The following is a 17,891-nucleotide window of genomic DNA, read 5'->3' on the forward strand; positions in this document are numbered from 1 at the left end:
CAAAACTTGGGGCCTGAGGCCTTCTTATTAATTCAGGGGATGATTGGTCGAACCCTGTCTTTCCTGTGACAATCATAGTTTTACTTCTATTTCATAGAGACGGCCATCACGCTCAATGGTCATCGATATTTGGGCGAGCTGATTTACTTCTTGCAGCAACTTCATGGTGTCGTTGCTGTCGCTTAGGTCATATCCGTTAATAGACAGGGCAACATCATTAGGCTTTAGGCCCGATTGACGGAAAACTTCAGGAAACTTGCCGGGCGTCAACTGATACCCAACAAGCTGTCCATCCTTCTGAACAGTGGTGAACTGGACAAAATCGGTAAATGAGGCCGGATCAGAGATCAGTTGTTGACGTATTTCAGTCAAACGGCCGGTGTTTCTTTTTTCTACTTTTCTACCGGCTTCATCGGGATACAATAACAAGGCTTCGTGCTTGCCTCTGTTTAAAACAATGACCCGGTCTTCATAAATATCTTTAACTTCTGCATTAGATCCCTGAAGCTTTTCGCCAATTCGATAAGTGCGATCGCGCCCACCGGTTTGAATCACCGCTACAGAATCAGAAGGCACCGTACTGGCAACAATACCCGTCACTTTTGCAGACAAGCGAGATTTAGGTACGGCATTGGGGTCAATATTGCTGTTATCGGTTTGCGTCAGCTTGATCGGTTCTTGACCAAAGAGATGAAGACTATCAAGGGCTGGATAAATATCTTTTTCAGATTGACGAGAGTCACCAGCCACTGACTGAGGCTTCCACGAGGATTGAGAAGCTGCTTCAGGCGTATCGAAAAACTGCCAGGTAAGGCGAGCCAGCTGCTGGGTCAAAAGGATAACCAGAAGCACTTCACAGCAGATAATAAGTCGCCTTACCCCAGTCTGTGACAACACACTGGCAATATTAAAGTCAGGCGACGACAGAGAGCCAAGGCCCTTCAGTCTGTTTAGCAGGGTTGTCGACATGGTACAGCTTATTTATTAATTCGTTTATTTGTCCGATGCACACTAAACCGGCAGCGAAGAATTTTTTTGTTTTAAATGTCTCATCTGCCACCACAGATGGTACATAGGTACCACACACAATTGTTATACGTGCAAACACCTACAAAAACAATGAATTCTTTTGCAGCCAGCAATATACGCGGCCTCAAGACAAATCACCTTGATCCAGATCAAGACAACTGTCTTATATCTTTTTCTTAACTTATTGACTCTATTGAAAAACTCAGAAGAAAACGTTCAGAAGTTAATTTCACGCGGGTCGTTCAGCTTATGTTAATTTTCCCATGTTTCATTTTTACTGTCAGGTAGATACCTTTACTTAATCAACGTATTCTTTGATCCAGGCAGGTTATTTAAGTCGTCAGTATGTGATTGATTTCGCAAATATTCTTAACAAAATCCAGAAATCATAATCAGCTTCGACAACTGCCAGGCCAGGAACAGGGCCAAAAACAATAACAATATGAATGCCTGAGGATTAAGGAAGTGACCAGAATACCTTTTCTGTCTGCAGTACCTTTGGTGCTATCTGTTTTTTCGACTTCACTCTTCGCTCAACCGGAAAGTATTCAACTCAGTTATGGACCGGATCTTTCCAACCAAATAGATGTAAAGGCCACTCGATTAGCTCTTCGATGGCATTTAAGTGATGAGGGATACCTGAAAGATTCACAATGGAGTGATCGTTTTCTTCTTGATACCTCCATGAGCTACTGGGACAACCAGCTGGAAGCCAGTCCTTCTCACAGCGTGGAGGGAGGCGATGATATTTACGGCTTCTTCCTTACGCCTGTCTGGCAATTTCAAAGCCCAAGTGGCCGCTATTATTTTGATGCAGGTCTGGGAATAGGCTGGATCAGCGATACCCGAATTCGTTACAAAGGCAGCGAGCCCCTGGAAAAGAGCACAAACTTTCAGTTTGAAACCATGCTGGGTGCTGGTGCACGGTTTGGGTCTGATAAAAGTTTTGACCTGGGCGCCAAACTGATTCATTACTCCAACGGTTATATCAAGCGCCCGAATATGGACTTAAACGTTATCCAGGTTTCCTTAGCCTATCACTTCTGAGCCCGCCCTTATAACAGGGATAAGAAACCCTTATCCCTACCATAAAAAAACACACACACTTAGTCTCCGTAGGGATACAGGGGAACTACGTATACTTTTGAACGACAATTTCAAAGTACCCTGAAACCGCTTTCCTGATGTATTCAGCTTTTTCTTCAAGGGTGCAGCACAGGCTCCAGAAAGAAGGAAAGGTTGTCAGGAGAGACATCACAATAATTAATTCAGGATGTCATGCTTTGAAAACGATTCCTCTCAAACGCATTTCAATGCTCGCGCTCTCAATACCGTTCTCATGCAATGTGTTCGCTCACGGCGCTATGGAATATCCGATTGCCAGACAATACCAATGCTATAAAGACAGTGGCTACTGGAATGACTCCATTCCCAATGAAGCCTGCCAGCAAGCCTATGATGAATCAGGCACACTTCAGTTCGATAACTGGAATGGTTTTGCCGCCAACCCGGAAAACCCGGATGACCAGCAGTCTGTAGAAAAAGCCGTTCCCGATGGCATGCTGTGTTCCGCGGGTATTTCTGGTTACAACGGAATCAACCTGCCCTCTGAACACTGGCAAAAGACCGATCTTGCCCCTGGGAAACACACCATCTCGTTTCATGCCACCGCTCCCCACGACCCAAGTTGGTGGCGGATTTATCTGAGCAAGGAAGGGTTTGACTCCGCTTCCGAAACTCTGGATTGGGATGACCTCGAATTGATCACTGAATTTGGCAATATTGTTAAGGATTCAGATGACCGCTATCGGATGGAAATCGAAATCCCTGAAGGACGGACTGGCACAGGCATTCTGTACGTGCGCTGGCAGCGTGAAGATTCTGGAAATGAAGGTTTCTACAGCTGTTCCGATGTCAGATTCTCTGACGATGGCGGCAACCCTGATCCAGGTCCTGATCCAGAGCCGGAACCAGAAGTTGATCCGATTCGTGTAGGTCGCTATGTCCTGAAGTCTCTGGATTCTGCTGAGCCTGGTGACCAGGTACGCTTCCGTCTTCTGAATGAAAGCGGTAATGAAGTAGTCGATACCAAGCTTGATATCACTGAAGCCAACCAGGCTATTGATATCTGGGCTTACGAACTGGCTATGAAAGCTCGCTCGGAAAATCAGGACAAGGTTCAGATTGGTAAGTGGCACGACGCCATGAATCATGTCATGTACGACAGAGACAATGTTTATAGAAACATGGTCTGGGCCTTTGACGAAGATTACCGTCCTGTCACTGAATTGACTAAAGCAGATGACCTGCCTCCGGTTCCAGATTACGAGTACATCTATCCGGAAGGTATTGAAAGCTACACCGATGGAACACGGGTTCTGGCTGAAGACAACAATGTTTATGAATGCCTGCCTTTCCCCAACTCCGGCTGGTGTTCACAAGCTCCTGATTTCTACGCTCCAGCAACCGGCTCCGACTGGGAAGACGCCTGGAAAAAGCTGTAAGCATGACCGACCAGGCTGCTGAGGGTTCCCCCTCAGTAGCCCCCCCTCAAAGAACAAAAAAGATTATGACTACCCAATACTCTTCGCTTGCCCGATGGCTGCACTGGCTTTCGGCCGGAGTTATTCTCTGGGCCAGTATAACGGGCTTTTATGTAGCCCTTGTCTCCGAAAACCCGACGATGAATCAATGGATAGGGTTCATCAACGTTTCACTGACTACCCTGTTTATTCCCTTCTTTATACTTCGCTGCTTTCACACTCTTCTATCAAAAAAGCCGGATACTCCGAACCTCAGCCGCCTGAATCAGAAAATCGCACACGGCATGCACCAACTGATTTATTTAGCGACTGCGGCAGTTTTAGTCTCTGGAGTGATGATGATGGAGAGGGAAATCAGTATTTTTGGTCTTGTTGAAATACCTCACCTGCTGGCAGAAGGTGAGTTAACGACTCTGTTTGCAAGAGCTCACAAATACAGCTGTGTTGTTCTGGCTTCTCTTATCAGCTTGCATATTGTCGCTGTTATCAAGCACGAAATCAGTGGGATAAGAATAATTCGCAAGATGATCTGAATGATATGAAAACAGGCAGCCCGAAGGCTGCCTGCCTGATTTTTATAATTCCAGTTCGCTGCTGATGAACTCGAGCAACTCCTGCTCACTGGTACAGGCTGCCAGAGAATCCCGGAAAGCACCTCGCATAATCCGGCGCGCCAACTGAGCAAAAATCTGCATGTGCACACTACCCGCCTCGCTGGCACGAACAGTCAGCATGAAAACAGTGTCAGTCATTACCTGATCCCCTTCGTTCCAGAGAATCGGCTCAGCCAGTTTCATAATACTGATGCTATTCACTGCAATACTGTCTGATTTGCAGTGCGGGATAGCGATTCCAAAGCCCAACATGGTTGGAGAGATGGCTTCTCGATCCCAGATTGCTTCTTCTGCACCAAATACATCCGATGCACGGCCATTAACGTCCAGATTATCCACCAGCGTTTTGATCACTTCTGCCTTACTGCGGCAGTCAGCGTTCATAATGATGGAGTGCTCAGCCAATATGGGCATGGCTTCTTTCTTCTGGCTCGCACCTTTCAGAAGTTCCGCCACTTCTTCAGAAGTTTCCAGCTGCAGTGCTTGCTCCAGTATCTGTTTACTGTCTTCCAGTGTCAGCTGGCTGATGGCTTCCTTGAGTTCAAGGATTCGAGGAGCACTCAGGCTGACTTCATCAAGACCCAGCCCCAACAAAACAGGCAGGTGCTCTGGGCTACCGGCAAATTCACCACACATGCCCACCCAGGCACCGGCCTTATGCGCTTCACTGACAACATGCTTAAGCAGACGCAAGAATGCCGGATTCAGAGAATCATAAAGATGCTCAACCTTACTGTTGCCACGGTCTGCCGCTAACAGATATTGCGTCAGGTCGTTACTGCCAATGCTGAAGAAATCAACATAGCGAACCAGCTGATCGATGATGAAAGCACAAGAGGGTACTTCCAGCATGATGCCCAGCTGTACGTCAGGGTTATGTTCAACACCCTCGACTTTCAGAGCCTCAACCACACTATTGAAAACTTCTCTGAGCCACTTGGCCTCTGCCAGGGTGGCCACCATAGGCACCATGATTTTGCACTGCCCGTATTGGCTGGCTCTAAGAATGGCACGCAACTGAGTGTGGAAAAGATTCAGGTACTCAGGGTACAGACGCACAGCGCGGTAGCCGAGGAACGGGTTTTCTTCATTGCCAATGTTGAAATAATCTACCGGCTTGTCACCACCAATATCCATGGTGCGAATAATCACTGGTTTGCCATTGGCAGAGGTTAAAGCCTTGCGATAAATTTCGAACTGCTCTTCTTCACAGGGTGGCTCTGTGCGATCCATGTAAAGCATTTCAGTCCGGAACAGTCCTACGCCTTCTGCTCCCTGTGCAAAAGCTGCTTCAGCTTCTTCGGCGCTGGCAATATTGGCGGCCACTTCAATGCGATGACCATCCAGGGTCACAGCCGTTTGATCAATATACTTCTCACGTCGTTGACTCAGTCGCTCTTGCTTGCTCTGTTCGAGATCGTAGAAACGGCCAACATTTTCTGATGGATTGCTGACCAGCAGACCCAGATTGGCATCCATAATGACTTGATTGCCACCAGCGGCCAGAGAACGGGCACCTTCAACCCCTACCATGACCGGAATACCAAACGATCTGGCCAGAATAACAGTATGGGAAGTGGTACCACCCGCTTCCAGCACCAGTCCTTTCAGAAAACTGCGATCCAGGGACAGGAACTGGCTGGGAGCCAGAGAACTGGCAATGCACACGGTATCCGCCATTAGCTGGCAGTCTGTCTTTTCAAAACTGTCTTCACCATAGGTTTCAACAATCAGTTTTGAGCACAGATCGCGAATATCCAGTGCACGCTCCTGCAGATATTCACTGCTGGAGCTTTCCAGTACCTGGGTAAAGTGTTCCTGAGTTTTGAGAATGGCTGACAGGATGGATAATCCACCGGTAATGCCTTCAGAGATACTGCTGACCAGCTTTTCATCACAGAGCAGAGAGAGATGAGCCTTAAGGATGGCTTTTTCTTCACCTGCGGATGTTTCAGCCTGATGCTCTAACTGAGCTTTAAGGTGTTGTCTCGCTTCATCAAAACGTGCCAGCTCTTCAGTGACTTCGGCTTTATCCTGAGTTTCAGGGTTTAACGTCAGACGAGGTTCACCCAGAACCAGCGGAACGCCCCTGGCAATACCGGGGCTGACAGAAACACCGCGGAGGCTCTGTAATTCTTCACTGCGAAGCATATGAGGCAGCGGCTTTTGTTGCTTATTTTCAACAACCGCCAGAGGTTCATCGCAAGTCAGAAACTCTGTTTCCAGAAATATCTTGAATTCATTCAGGGTGGACTCAGCTTTCTCACCCGTCACCTTCACCAGAATGGGGTCATCCAAAGCAATATCGGAGGCGATCATCGACAACACAGAACGTGCGTCCGCTTCCTTGTTATTGCGGAGGTTGGTAATAGTAATGGAGTCGCTGTAACTTTTTACGGCCTCTTCAATAAAACTTGCAGGTCTGGCGTGCAATCCATTGGGCAGAGGGAAAGTGTAATTAAAACTGGCTGAGCTGTTCATCGTCTGGCGCTTCTACAAATATGTAAACTGTCGTATGCATCGAAAACTCTGCTGATGCATCTAATGTGCATGGATCACCAATATCAAAATGACTTGATTACGAAGGGCTTCAGGACTCTGAATGTATTGCCAATATGATGTCCTGGGGTGATTCCAGAATGTCGTCAATGGAAACGTGAAAAGTTTTGAGACCTGTGAAACGGTCATTACCATTGATGGCGATATCGTTGGTCAGAATGGCAATATCGGCGCTTTCTATATCCTGACTGGACAGTGCATCGAGAATGCCCAGTGCTCCCTGGGTTTCTACCTTAATGGAATGTCCACGTGTTCTGGCACATCGCTCCAGTACTTCTGCCGCCATGTATGTTTCGGCGATTCCTGTGGAACAGGCAGTCACTGCGATAATATTCATGGTTGGCCCTGTCCGGTGATTACAGGGCTCATGGTAGGGAGGTCAAGTTTCAGGGGGAATCGTAAAATTCAAACATTGAGGTCAAAAAAGTACCAAAGCTTAAAAATGTTGACAGAAATCAACATTTTTAAGCAGGCTGGAGAACTCATTCCTTTTCATGGTCATAGTCGTTTACATGCCGTCTCAGATACTGAATACCACCAATCTGATATTGGATATTGCACTTGGGACATACCAGATTGGGATCCAGAGGCATGCCGACAGCCCACTTTGAAGGATAAGTGCCAACAATCTGTCCTTGTATTGTTGGCTTGTCTTTAGCAACAATCCCCACATCTTCTCGCTCAACAGTTTCCTTAAGCTCAACTTCCGTTTCTACACTCTCAATCCTGGTATCCGTTGCTTTACTCGTAGTAAAAGAGATGTTTTTCGGCTTGAAATGCGGACCAGCTTTCAATTCAACCCGGAATCGGTCGAGCTGTTTTACTGGCAGTTCAGGAGCCACAAATGCCTGACCGGCAACCGCCCTGTTCTCTACCCTGAGGCTTTCCATATAGCCTCTTTGCTGATCCATTCGCTGCTGGTATTTCTGTGGATCTTTCTGAGGAGCCACGGGTTCAGGCACAACGTGTACAGGCCTGGGTTTTCTGCGGTGAGGCGGCAGAGGAACAATAGGCTCCCAATGCTCCCAACCTTTTCGACCCAGATTCATGAGACCAACAATCCCTTTCTGGCCCAGCACCTCATGAGCACGATCCATATCTCCCCACAACAGCTCCCTTTCACCGAACTCATTAAAACAATATTCTACCGGCTGATTGCCTTCGATCAGGATTCCGGGGTTAATGACATATATAGATGGACGACCATAGGCTACTGATACAAACTGCAGATCCTCGGTTTTCATCCAATAGTCTTCCGGTACTCTGCCATCAGGAACGCCTTCTTCTTCCAGAGGGTGATCAAGAAATTCAACTCGATTGCCGGGAGCGGACTCAAAAGCAATAATCAGCTCTTCCTCATCCTGTAATCTCTGCTGAGCTACTCTAACGACACGATCAATATAGGCAGGGTTCGTTGAAGAAAGCTGATTAACGTCTCCTGTTCTCATATAGACGTCAATATCTCTGGCAGCCCAGGCGCAGCGTCTTCTCACCTCCAGTGGTGAGTCACCCGTAGCATGGGCGATAGCATGAAAGCCACAACTGCCATCGGGAACGGTTTTCTGCCCCAGGCGAGAACCCAACTCATTAACCAGAAACTGAGTGACTTCAGGGCGGTTGTAACTGTTCTGGAAGTCTTCCCTCTCTACGATATGTTTGGCGAACTGGCCTGTTACCGAAGAAGCTTCCAGCAGAGGGGTATATTGCTGCATTCGTTCCGCCATACCCGACAACTGCTGATTACCCATATTCCATACCATGATACGCATGTGATCTTGTACTGCCTGATCATATCTCTTGAAGAATTCCAACCCTGTCGTAGGGTTTGCTCGTTTTTCCTCGATGTAGTCACGCAGCACATCACACAGATAGGCTGGCCACTGTTGATCCTCAGCCTTAAAGCCACACCAGCCCCTGATGTTATCTTCAAGCGCATATTGATTGCTCAATGAGATATGAGCTGTAGCCAGACCAAGATGCTTGATACAGGTATTAATTTTCTTCCTATGCACCGGTTGGCTTTTCATATAAGCCCTGAAGTAAACGTCAGGATTTTTGTGGTAACGAACCAGTTCATCACAGACTTGAAAGGTTGTCAGACTGGGTGTCCGGCTTCTCTCACCCACTTCAGGTACCTGACTCATTGTTTGAACATAAGCGTCGCCACTGGCCTGTCTCCGCAGTTGCTTCATCCGCTCCACTTCATCAGGAACATAGGTTGAAGCATGGGCAGCCTCCCTGGGGGTCACCAGATGTTCACTGGCTGCATAAGCAATATCCCGGGTGTTCAGATGCTGATCAGACAGTACTGAATGCATGGCGTAAAGATTGATCATGGCATCCAGATCACTTTTCAGACGAGGATTCCACAAGTTCAGTACGGTTAGATTTTCCAGCTCGGTATCTGAGGCTGCAGCTAAAGCAGGATGAGATTTGCAGAAAGCCCTCATGATGGGAATCGCAGCTTCTTTGAAGAGGCGCTTTCCTTCCTGACGATCGCTGCCTTTATCCCAACGACCATAAGCCACTATGACTTCTCCGCACATTTCCTCGGTGATCAGGTTCTTTGAAGCTAAACTATGAAACTCTAAAAACGACAATGGTATTTTTTTATCCCTGAGAGCAGCCCAGGCAAAGATCTGATTCTCAAACTGCCGGGACTCAATATCCACTGGCGGCATTCTTTTGATGATTTCCAGATCCCTTTCTGACAATTTGTACTTTTGCCCGTAATAGCTCAATGCAGACTCAAATCGTTCCAGAGCCGCGTCAGGCATAGCTTCTACCCCTGGTGTGTCCAATCCGGTTTCTGGCCTGGTCAACGATTGTGGCGGATGAGTCTCTACAGGACTGGGAAGGGGTGAAAGCTCTGGCTCCGGAACCAGCTGCAATAGCCCCTGCTCCAGTTGAGCGAACAGGCGTTGATCCATTCTGGGTCTGAATTTTTCAACATTCTGCAGTATGAGGTTTATTGCCAGAGGCTTTCTTGTGTTCTCAGAGACTTTGGGCAAGTAACTGTCAAAGTAGATCTGTATCAGCTCTTCTTTTTGTGCAGGAGGAATCCCAGGTTCGGAGCAAAGCTCACAAAACTGACGGGTGAGTGCATTTAAAATCTCATAGCGAAGGTCTTTGTAATGCAGATAGAGCTGAAACTGTTCAACATTGGATTGCCAGAGATCCTTCTGTTCTCCTGGCAAAGGACCAATCTCTCTTCTGTATTCGGCTTTACGCTGCTCAAGGTAATTTCTAAAAATCCCATCTGCTTCAACATCATTGGCATAAAGCTTCAACACTTCGAAATTCAGCAGACCTTCGTCAACCAAAGCATCCACCTTTTCTCTGGAGCCTTCTAATCGGTATAAGGTGTCTTTTAAACGATTAATCTGCTCCATGGGATCAGGCAGAGAAGGCACTCCCCTAAGACTCATGACAGGCATTGTCCTTGGTTTCCCCTCGGACTGATTTTGAACCCTTTGGCTGGCACCGGACTCCTGAAGTTTGAGATTCCCCAGCGCATCCGATACCAGGTCTCTCCGATTCTGCAGATCCTTCTCTGCCCTCAGCTGCCCTGTGTTTATCCATTGCCTCTGCACCAACTGAATAGCCAGCGGTTCTGCTTCATCGATCGTGAAATTTGACCCCATCAGGATGTCTTTAACGGCACGCTCATCATCAGACAATATCTGGACCTGGGCAGGTCCCGAGCCGATACCCAACGCTTCCTGTGCCAGCTTTATTTTCAGATTATCCAGATCCACCAGAGCTCTTAGCTGGGCAGAGGAATAGTCTGTCTGATAAAAAATGGCAGACTCAATCAGCCCTTGTTCCAGTGCTCTAACCAGCTCATTATCGCTGAATTCATGCTCTCCTATACGCTTTCTGAACTCTGCGAATGCAGGTTGATATCGGACGTCCAGATGATCCGGTATTCTGGGAGCCAACCTCAGAGACATGGTCATATCGATCGGTGGAGGCAGATCATCCACCACTGGCTGAGCCAAAGGTTCAATAGGTTGATCTACCTGCTGATGGATCTGTGAATCCTTGACCGTCATTTCGAAAGAGGCATCTTCTATCAGTGCTCTTCTTTTCTCGATGCCTTCTTTTCTGAACCCGGCAAGATCAATCAGTTGTCTTTCCAGCAACCTCTCAACGGTCTCTTCGGAGCCTTGACCCAGTACTGCACTGGCTTCCTGCCTGAAATACTCTGCATCCGACAGGGCTGGCTTTTGCTCTGCCGATGTTTTCTTTTGAACCGGTTTTTGCTGATGTTGTATTCGCTCTTTTTTAGCAACAGGCTGTCGAGGAGGTAAAACAGGCTCTGGTATTCTTTCTCTCTCTGGCTGAAGTCTTTTCTGCTGAATGACGCCCATGATCCTGGGAAGATTCACAGACGTTCTCATAATCTTTGGCTTTACGCCGGAGGTCTGAAAGACAGCGCCATCAAGAATGTTATGAACGACAGCAAAATGCAGGTCCATGTCACTGATTTCATTCTGACCGAAGAGACTTCGATAGTTTACGAATAAACTTCTCTGCTTTGGTGTCATGTCAGGTGCAAAAAAATCAACTTTATATTCAGTAGCTACCTGTTTGGCAGCTTCGACAAAAGATGCATGACACTGACGCTGAGATCGGGCTCGATCCAATGCCCTTGGAAGAATCAATGGCAGATGAGCCACATTATATTTCTTAATCTCACCACGCATTGCTGTTACAAGCTTTGCCACCAATCGAGGGTCAGCCCCTTCAGCTCCACAGTTTTCTTCAGCTAACACCAAAGGCAGGCTTTGTAAGAACCAGTCTGTGAGATGCTCGTAGGAAGCTCGCTCACAACTTTCCAGAGCTTGGGTAATTTCGGCCAGATCATGTTTCGTGATGCATCGGCCAGCGTCTTTGATGGGCGTGATCAAACGCGCTTTGAGGTTGCTTTTCGTAGAAAATTTGTCAGCTAGCTCGCACAGACCTTCCAGCTTTTCTATCAGTGCAGCCCTTTCTTCCTGTGAAACCCCTTGATTCACAGCAAGAGAAACCAGCATTCCTGTCCAGGACTTTGTATTGCCTGCTTTGAGAGCTATACCTTTATGCTCTGCTGATGCTCCTAACTCTTCCCTTTCATGACAACTCAACCCCTGAAGCTGCCTGCTGAGTGATTCTAACTGTCCGAGCATTCTTTTCTCCCTGTGCAATATACGCCTGTTATAAGCACTATAGAAAAGAGCAAGATTCCCAGGAAAAACCGTCAAAAAGCCGACATTAGTGATGACTAAAAGAGAGTAGAGAATAAGAAAGGAGGAACTCTGTCATAGAGTGTTTCAGGAGGGAAAGTTTCTCATCCGTGAGAAATCACTTTTTCAAGCGGCGTATTTGGCTCGGTACTCACCCAACGTCATACCGGTGTGTTTACGAAATACCCTACCCATATAACTGCTGTCCTTGAAGCCGGTTCTGGCAGCGATTTCGGACATATTCATCTGATACTGGCTGAGCAGCATCTTGGCCCTGTCGATCCTGACCAAAGTCAGATATTCGTTGAATCCCACCCCCCCTTCTTCCCTGAAAAGCCGGGATAGGTGGTTGGGAGAAATTCCGTATTCAAGAGCCACCGACTCACGGGTGATCTTGGCACTGAAATTTTTCTGGAGATACATGCTAATAGCACGCCACTTGTCGTTTGAACGACCTGAATGAGAAAACCGATGATCTTCAATTCTGCCCCGACAATACCTTAAAAGCCCTTCGGCAATACAGGCGGCAGTACCATTATCTCGAGCTGCGAGTGCTGATTCGCACAAAGCCTTTTCCAGATAAAGACCTTCCTGCTGCATGGGTTCAGGAACACTGTGCTTAACGACGGATGACGCTTTATCATGATAATCACTGTAGGTCAGACTCATACCGATCTGATAATGGCCAAATAACAGAGTCAATACTTTGCCATTGGTATTCCAGTCCGGTAGATCCCAAGTCTGGGAGGGTATATAAATCACATCACCCTGCTGAGCTTTTACTTCCTGATATTGGCCTCTGTGGCCAATAGCGGTGAGGTAGGTCCCTTCCAGAACCACCACCATTCTGGCGAATTTCACCAGAAAGGCATTGTGGGGATATTCGTCGGTGTGCGAGGCAAACCAGATACGTCGGAGTCTTCCATTGGAAAGAAAGCCGTCGATCTGCCTGGCAATCGTGGCTGATTCGAGCATGGTGATTTCGTATTATGTTTTAAGTCACGTGATAATTGGTAATCTTCCTCTCTAAAGTGTTGATATACGTCAACAGTTGATCGTTTTCTAATAGTCCTAAAGAGTTAAGCGGAAGCTTTCTGCATCAGCATTTAAACCAAGACTCGAATTAATAGGCTTTATCGCTGATAAACCCTTTAAAGACTGTCTTGAAAACAATTTTCACATCAAGCCACAAAGACCACTGCTCCAGGTACTTAATGTCGAATTCAACTCGTTTCTGCATTTTCTCTAGCGTATCTGTTTCTCCCCGGTAGCCATTAACCTGAGCGAGGCCGGTAATACCGGGTTTAATCTTGTGACGCTTCATATAAGAGTCCACCAGCTCTTTATACTGTTCGTTATGGGCAACAGCATGTGGTCTGGGACCTACAATGGACATACGACCCTGGAGCACATTGATAAACTGAGGCAACTCATCAAGACTGGTGCAACGCAGAAAGGCGCCTACTCTGGTAATCCGTGGGTCACCCTTAATAGCCTGAGTGACTGAGCCAGAGTCCTCCTGATGCACTTTCATTGACCTGAACTTGTAAACCTTGATCTTCTCTTTTCCCTTGCCATACCGGTACTGCTTGAAGAGAACCGGTCCGGGTGAAGACAATTTAACAACCAGTGCAATCAACAGGCACAGAGGGCTGATCAGGATCAGAATTAAAGAGGCAATCACAATATCTTCTGCTCTCTTCAGAATACTGTTAAAACCACCCAGTGGGCTCCGGGTAATATCAAAAGAATAAAGATCACCAATAGTAGTTACCTGATGATTAATCAGTGGTAACTCGCTCAAGCCAGGCATGTACTGGATATCACCCGTTTCATGCCTCAAGGTATGAACAATATCCTTTACCGCATCACTGCAACTCAGCGGCAGAAAAATCCAGTAGGCATCAAACTGTTTTCCATCATTTATCCTGCTTTGTAATTGAGACAGGGCATCCTCAAGACTCTCAAAATAAATGGCATCTTTGATGATGTAGCCTTCACTATTGGGTTTCAGAAACTGGTCAATGGTTTTCTTGAAACCTGCCCCCTTTCCGATAATCAATACCGAACGGGCATTCTCTTCTCTGGCCCAGTATCGTTTCACAGTCACTGAAATCATCGAATAGAACAGGACAATCAGAGTGGCATGAGTCAGCATCCATATTGATAACCAGACTCTTGAGTACTCATGAGACATCTTGAAAGCCACCAAAATAAGGAGCAATCCACTAAACGCCACCACAAAGGCTGTGGCCAGCCTTTTGATCTGCTCAATCCATGGATACCGATGCCAGGCACTGTTTGGACCAAATACACCAAAAGAAACAACAGCCAGAAGTGAAAAAATAATGATCAGCGTCAGGTAAGAATCAGGAATATTCAGATCCCCAAAACGCATCATATAGGCAAACCAGCCACTGGCCAGTGCTATAAACAAATCAGAAAGCACAAAGAGAAGTAGAACGCTCAAAGAGCGTCTATCAGATGAATCGTACATTTTTATTACTGCCTTTTTCTGAACGAAAGGTTTAGTGCTTTGCCATATCCTTAGGACGGCGAACTTCAGCGGTGAGTTTGTGTTGATAAATGCGGACGAAATCGATGAGGTACTGCTGAGGAAAAATGGAATGATCGATACCTTCTTTTCCTCCCCAGCCTCCTCCAACAGCCAGGTTTATAATCAGATACATAGAGTCATCAAAAGGCCAGTCTGCTGAACTGTTTCCTTCCTTCTGATAACTGAAATACTTCTGATCATCAAAGTAGAAATCTATAGATCCATTGGACCATTCCACAGCATAAGTATGAAACATGGTCCCTGTATCAGTGACAGGTAGAGAACCCGTAGCGGCATTACCTTTTCTATGGTTTCTGCTTTCAGTATGCAATGCAGCGTGAATGCGATCCGGTTGATAACCGACAAACTCCATGATGTCGATCTCTCCAGTCGCAGGCCAGCCCACTTCTTCAATACTGGCACCTAACAACCAGATAGCTGGCCAGACACCACGCCCTTGTGGCAATTTAGCCCTGACTTCAACACGGCCATGAGTCCATTCAAATCGGGATTGAGTCGTCAGGCTTGCAGAACTGTAGTGAAAAGCGCCTTTCTCTCTACCCGTCTTTCGGCACCACCATTGGATGAGCCGGTTGCCGGACGTGCAGACATTGGCATCTGTACGACCTAACTGATGAGCCTCTATGACCAGAACTCCCTCTTCTACACGGGCATTGCGCCGATCCCGGGTATAAGTCTGAAGCTCAGAATTACGAATGTAGCCTTCTTCGTAATTCCATTTTCTGCTGTCAGGTAAACCGGTGTAGTCAAACTCATCCTGCCAAACCAGCGTCCATTCGCTGGCGGGAGAGCCATTACTCACCACCATGGCCACAAGAGTCAGCAATAACCTGGCAATTCTCCAGTCTGTATTTTGCTTTTCGTCCATGTTGATCTTCAAGTGTAAGAACGAACGGTCCCGCCTGATAAAAGGCCATAGTAAAAGCCATATCCATGGGATAAGTCACACAGTGACTCAAGGAGGGATTTACTCGAAAAAAATCCGTAAAGGGGCAGGGTTAACAAACCGCGAGCCAGGTAAGCACTGCCTTTAAAGAGACAGGTTAATACCGCTTTAGTGCCGGATTTATTACTCCGCTCAATCATTAGTCCAGTGGCTCCCATACGGAATGTTCTTCTTATGGCCCACTGACACTTCAGCCTATCTTCAGCAATGTATTCTCTGACAATAGCCTTCTGACACCAGTAGACAGAAGCTCCGGAATGTGTCGCCCTCAACAGTAATTCCTTATCCTCCCCACCATTAATCAACTTACTGTTAAATTGCAGGCTCTTCTGAGAGAGGAAGTCCACATCCATCAGGATATTGTTAGTCGCTCCCCAGCTGACTCTCTGTCCATCGTTGATTTTCCGCTCATGGTAAACCGGAGCATTCCTGAACAATGATGATGTATCCTCGGGAAAGATCGCTTTTTGAGGTCCAGTCACGGCTTGGCATTTGTGCTTCCTGACCGTATGGGCCAGTTGAGCAATCCAGTCCTGCTCGGCAAAAGCGTCGTCATCAATAAAGGCCAGATGACTAAAGCCCAGTTCATTCGCTAATTTCAGAGCCCGGTTTCTGGCGTGGGGAATACCCCGCTGACACTCCAATTCATGATAGATGTTCAGAGAGGAACGCTTTCTCAGTTTATTAATGATGGACTGTACAGCCTTGTCTGGCTCCTGATTGTTTTCTACAACAACTATAGAAAGCTCTATTCGCTCAGGCAGTTTCTGGTTTATCAGACTTTCAATACACTTAATAAACGTCTCATTACGTGTACCCGTCGTGAGTGTTGCAGCAAGAACTTTCATGACTAGTACCCCAGCAGTCTTTTGCGTACAGGAAGCCAGAGCAGTAACGAGCACCCTGGTGAATTAAACACAAGTTTCAAAGCCTTGAGTACCTGCCTGCCCTTGATAAACCGCACCAGTTGCAAAAAGTCCCGACCACGGTTCAGGTTTCTGGTTCGAAATTTCTGGGCACGGATGCTCTCTTCCTCCAAAGTAAACTCCGACAAAAAGCGCACATCGTTGGCCAGAAGAACGTTGATATTTTCTACATTCATGGTCCGGGAGATAGATCCTGGGCGTATGGTATAAACATATCCGGACTGTTCAGCCATTCTGGCTTTTGCCCCCTTGGCGAGGCAGGCTGCAAGGAAATAATAATCTTCACCTATCCGCACTTCTGACCAGTAAGCAATACCTTTCTCCTGCAGAAACCGCCGGCAAAACACCGGCTTCAGATAGCCCGTTGACTTGATATTGGTAAAAATCAGATTGGTTGAAACAAGGTATGGCAGAGTTAACTCATCAGCAGGTAGCTCGCCCTGTTTGAAGAAAGGTACTTTCTCTTCCCTCCCGAATTGCTGCTCAACTACAGGGTCAAGAAGGATATCGGTTGCCTCATCTGCTTTGCCCAGTAGGCTCGAAAGACGGCCCGGTAAAAAGTAATCATCCGAATCCAGTACAGCAATCCAATCTCCCCTTGCAGCGACAAACCCCAGATTTCTGGCTGCCCCCGGACCACCATTCTCTTCTGCCCTAATCAGAACAACACGCTCATCCTGGTAGCTTTTAACAATATCAGCAGTGTGATCTTCGGAAGCATCATCAACTACGATCACTTCTACCTGAACACCTTCCTGACTAAGAGCAGAATCAATCGATTTTTGGATAAAATCAGCAGCGTTCCAGGCAGCAATAACTACCGAAACATCAAGATTTGAAACATCACTTGAGGTCACAGAATTCTTCCTGATGATAGGTTAAAGAGCATTAACCGAGTTGCCGGAAAACTTGCTAACCAGCCTTTTTGAACGCCTGAAAACGTATTTACTCCCACTGGTACAAAAACGAACCAGTGAGCCAAAGTGGGACGATAATGAGAAGCGGAAAGACCTTTTACTGGCAAGAAGGGCAATTTCACGCTCCAGTGGTGCCCTGCTCACGAGAATCCTGCTGCAGTATCGGTCTTTGTGCTGATGATAGACCTTCAGATCAAACACTCCGGAGTACTTATCCAGCTCACCGGCTATATCGAGAGTCAGCAATGTTCTCAGGCACTTTATGCATTTGCTGCAATTGCCTGCGACTTCATCCCCTACACAAACGTCTAAAGACGTATAAGAATCTTCAACACCAACCACTCGCAGTGTTTTCTCAGCCCGGGTGTATTCACTGCCAACCGAGAGCGCTCTCAAGGATTCTGTAGAGAGCATGGGCAAAGCCAATAAATCACTGTGCGCCATAGAGTCGGTTTCACCTATAAACACTTCCGGATAAGCATAGGCGGAACCATAGAGGTAACGGCCTATCCCTTTCTGCAACAGCAAAGCTACTGAGGTATTTCTTGCCG

At 47.0% G+C, this 17,891-nt stretch carries 13 protein-coding genes; 3 read left to right on the forward strand and 10 right to left on the reverse strand.

Annotated features, from left to right (window positions below):
- Positions 1-72 precede the first annotated feature (72 nt).
- On the reverse strand, positions 73-969 hold the full coding sequence (gene gspC / locus WG89_RS06615; protein ID WP_062263129.1) for a type II secretion system protein GspC: 897 nt from the start codon (positions 967-969) through the stop codon (positions 73-75).
- A gap of 525 nt (positions 970-1,494) precedes the next feature.
- Here gspC and WG89_RS06620 point away from each other — a divergent pair.
- The 3 genes from WG89_RS06620 (at position 1,495) to WG89_RS06630 (ending at position 4,105) form a co-directional block, all read left to right on the forward strand.
- Entirely contained in the window at positions 1,495-2,076 is a 582-nt protein-coding gene (locus tag WG89_RS06620; protein ID WP_062263132.1) for an acyloxyacyl hydrolase, read from the forward strand.
- Positions 2,077-2,312: 236 nt separating this feature from the next.
- On the forward strand, positions 2,313-3,533 hold the full coding sequence (locus WG89_RS06625; protein ID WP_172806729.1) for a lytic polysaccharide monooxygenase: 1,221 nt from the start codon (positions 2,313-2,315) through the stop codon (positions 3,531-3,533).
- Positions 3,534-3,598: 65 nt separating this feature from the next.
- A complete protein-coding gene (locus WG89_RS06630; RefSeq protein ID WP_153301462.1) occupies positions 3,599-4,105 on the forward strand; it encodes a cytochrome b in 507 nt (168 codons plus the stop codon).
- Positions 4,106-4,147: 42 nt separating this feature from the next.
- On the opposite strand, the gene ptsP is transcribed toward WG89_RS06630, so the two are convergent.
- The 9 genes from ptsP to WG89_RS31095 form a co-directional block, all read right to left on the reverse strand.
- Positions 4,148-6,667: a phosphoenolpyruvate--protein phosphotransferase gene (ptsP, locus tag WG89_RS06635; RefSeq protein ID WP_062263140.1), complete on the reverse strand. Its 2,520-nt coding sequence runs from the start codon at positions 6,665-6,667 to the stop codon at positions 4,148-4,150.
- A gap of 109 nt (positions 6,668-6,776) precedes the next feature.
- Positions 6,777-7,082, reverse strand: a complete 306-nt coding sequence (locus tag WG89_RS06640; protein WP_062263143.1) for a PTS fructose transporter subunit IIB — start codon at positions 7,080-7,082, stop codon at positions 6,777-6,779.
- Between the two features lie 145 nt (positions 7,083-7,227).
- Positions 7,228-11,916 (reverse strand): OTU domain-containing protein, encoded by a 4,689-nt coding sequence (locus WG89_RS06645; RefSeq protein ID WP_062263146.1) that lies wholly within the window; start codon positions 11,914-11,916, stop codon positions 7,228-7,230.
- 183 nt (positions 11,917-12,099) lie between these two features.
- Positions 12,100-12,948 (reverse strand): helix-turn-helix transcriptional regulator, encoded by an 849-nt coding sequence (locus WG89_RS06650; RefSeq protein ID WP_062263149.1) that lies wholly within the window; start codon positions 12,946-12,948, stop codon positions 12,100-12,102.
- Positions 12,949-13,096: 148 nt separating this feature from the next.
- Positions 13,097-14,470 (reverse strand): undecaprenyl-phosphate glucose phosphotransferase, encoded by a 1,374-nt coding sequence (locus WG89_RS06655; protein WP_062263152.1) that lies wholly within the window; start codon positions 14,468-14,470, stop codon positions 13,097-13,099.
- 31 nt (positions 14,471-14,501) lie between these two features.
- Positions 14,502-15,419, reverse strand: coding sequence for a glycoside hydrolase family 16 protein (locus tag WG89_RS06660; RefSeq protein WP_153301463.1), 918 nt, complete (start codon positions 15,417-15,419; stop codon positions 14,502-14,504).
- 8 nt (positions 15,420-15,427) lie between these two features.
- Positions 15,428-16,345: a glycosyltransferase family 2 protein gene (locus tag WG89_RS06665; RefSeq protein WP_062263157.1), complete on the reverse strand. Its 918-nt coding sequence runs from the start codon at positions 16,343-16,345 to the stop codon at positions 15,428-15,430.
- A 2-nt stretch (positions 16,346-16,347) separates the two neighbouring features.
- Positions 16,348-17,280, reverse strand: coding sequence for a glycosyltransferase family 2 protein (locus tag WG89_RS06670; protein ID WP_062263159.1), 933 nt, complete (start codon positions 17,278-17,280; stop codon positions 16,348-16,350).
- 21 nt (positions 17,281-17,301) lie between these two features.
- On the reverse strand, positions 17,302-17,891 hold a 590-nt coding region (locus WG89_RS31095; protein WP_216638445.1), incomplete at its 5' end, for a hypothetical protein.

Origin of the sequence: Endozoicomonas arenosclerae, assembly GCF_001562015.1 — a bacterium.
Taxonomy (GTDB): Bacteria; Pseudomonadota; Gammaproteobacteria; order Pseudomonadales; family Endozoicomonadaceae; genus Endozoicomonas_A; species Endozoicomonas_A arenosclerae.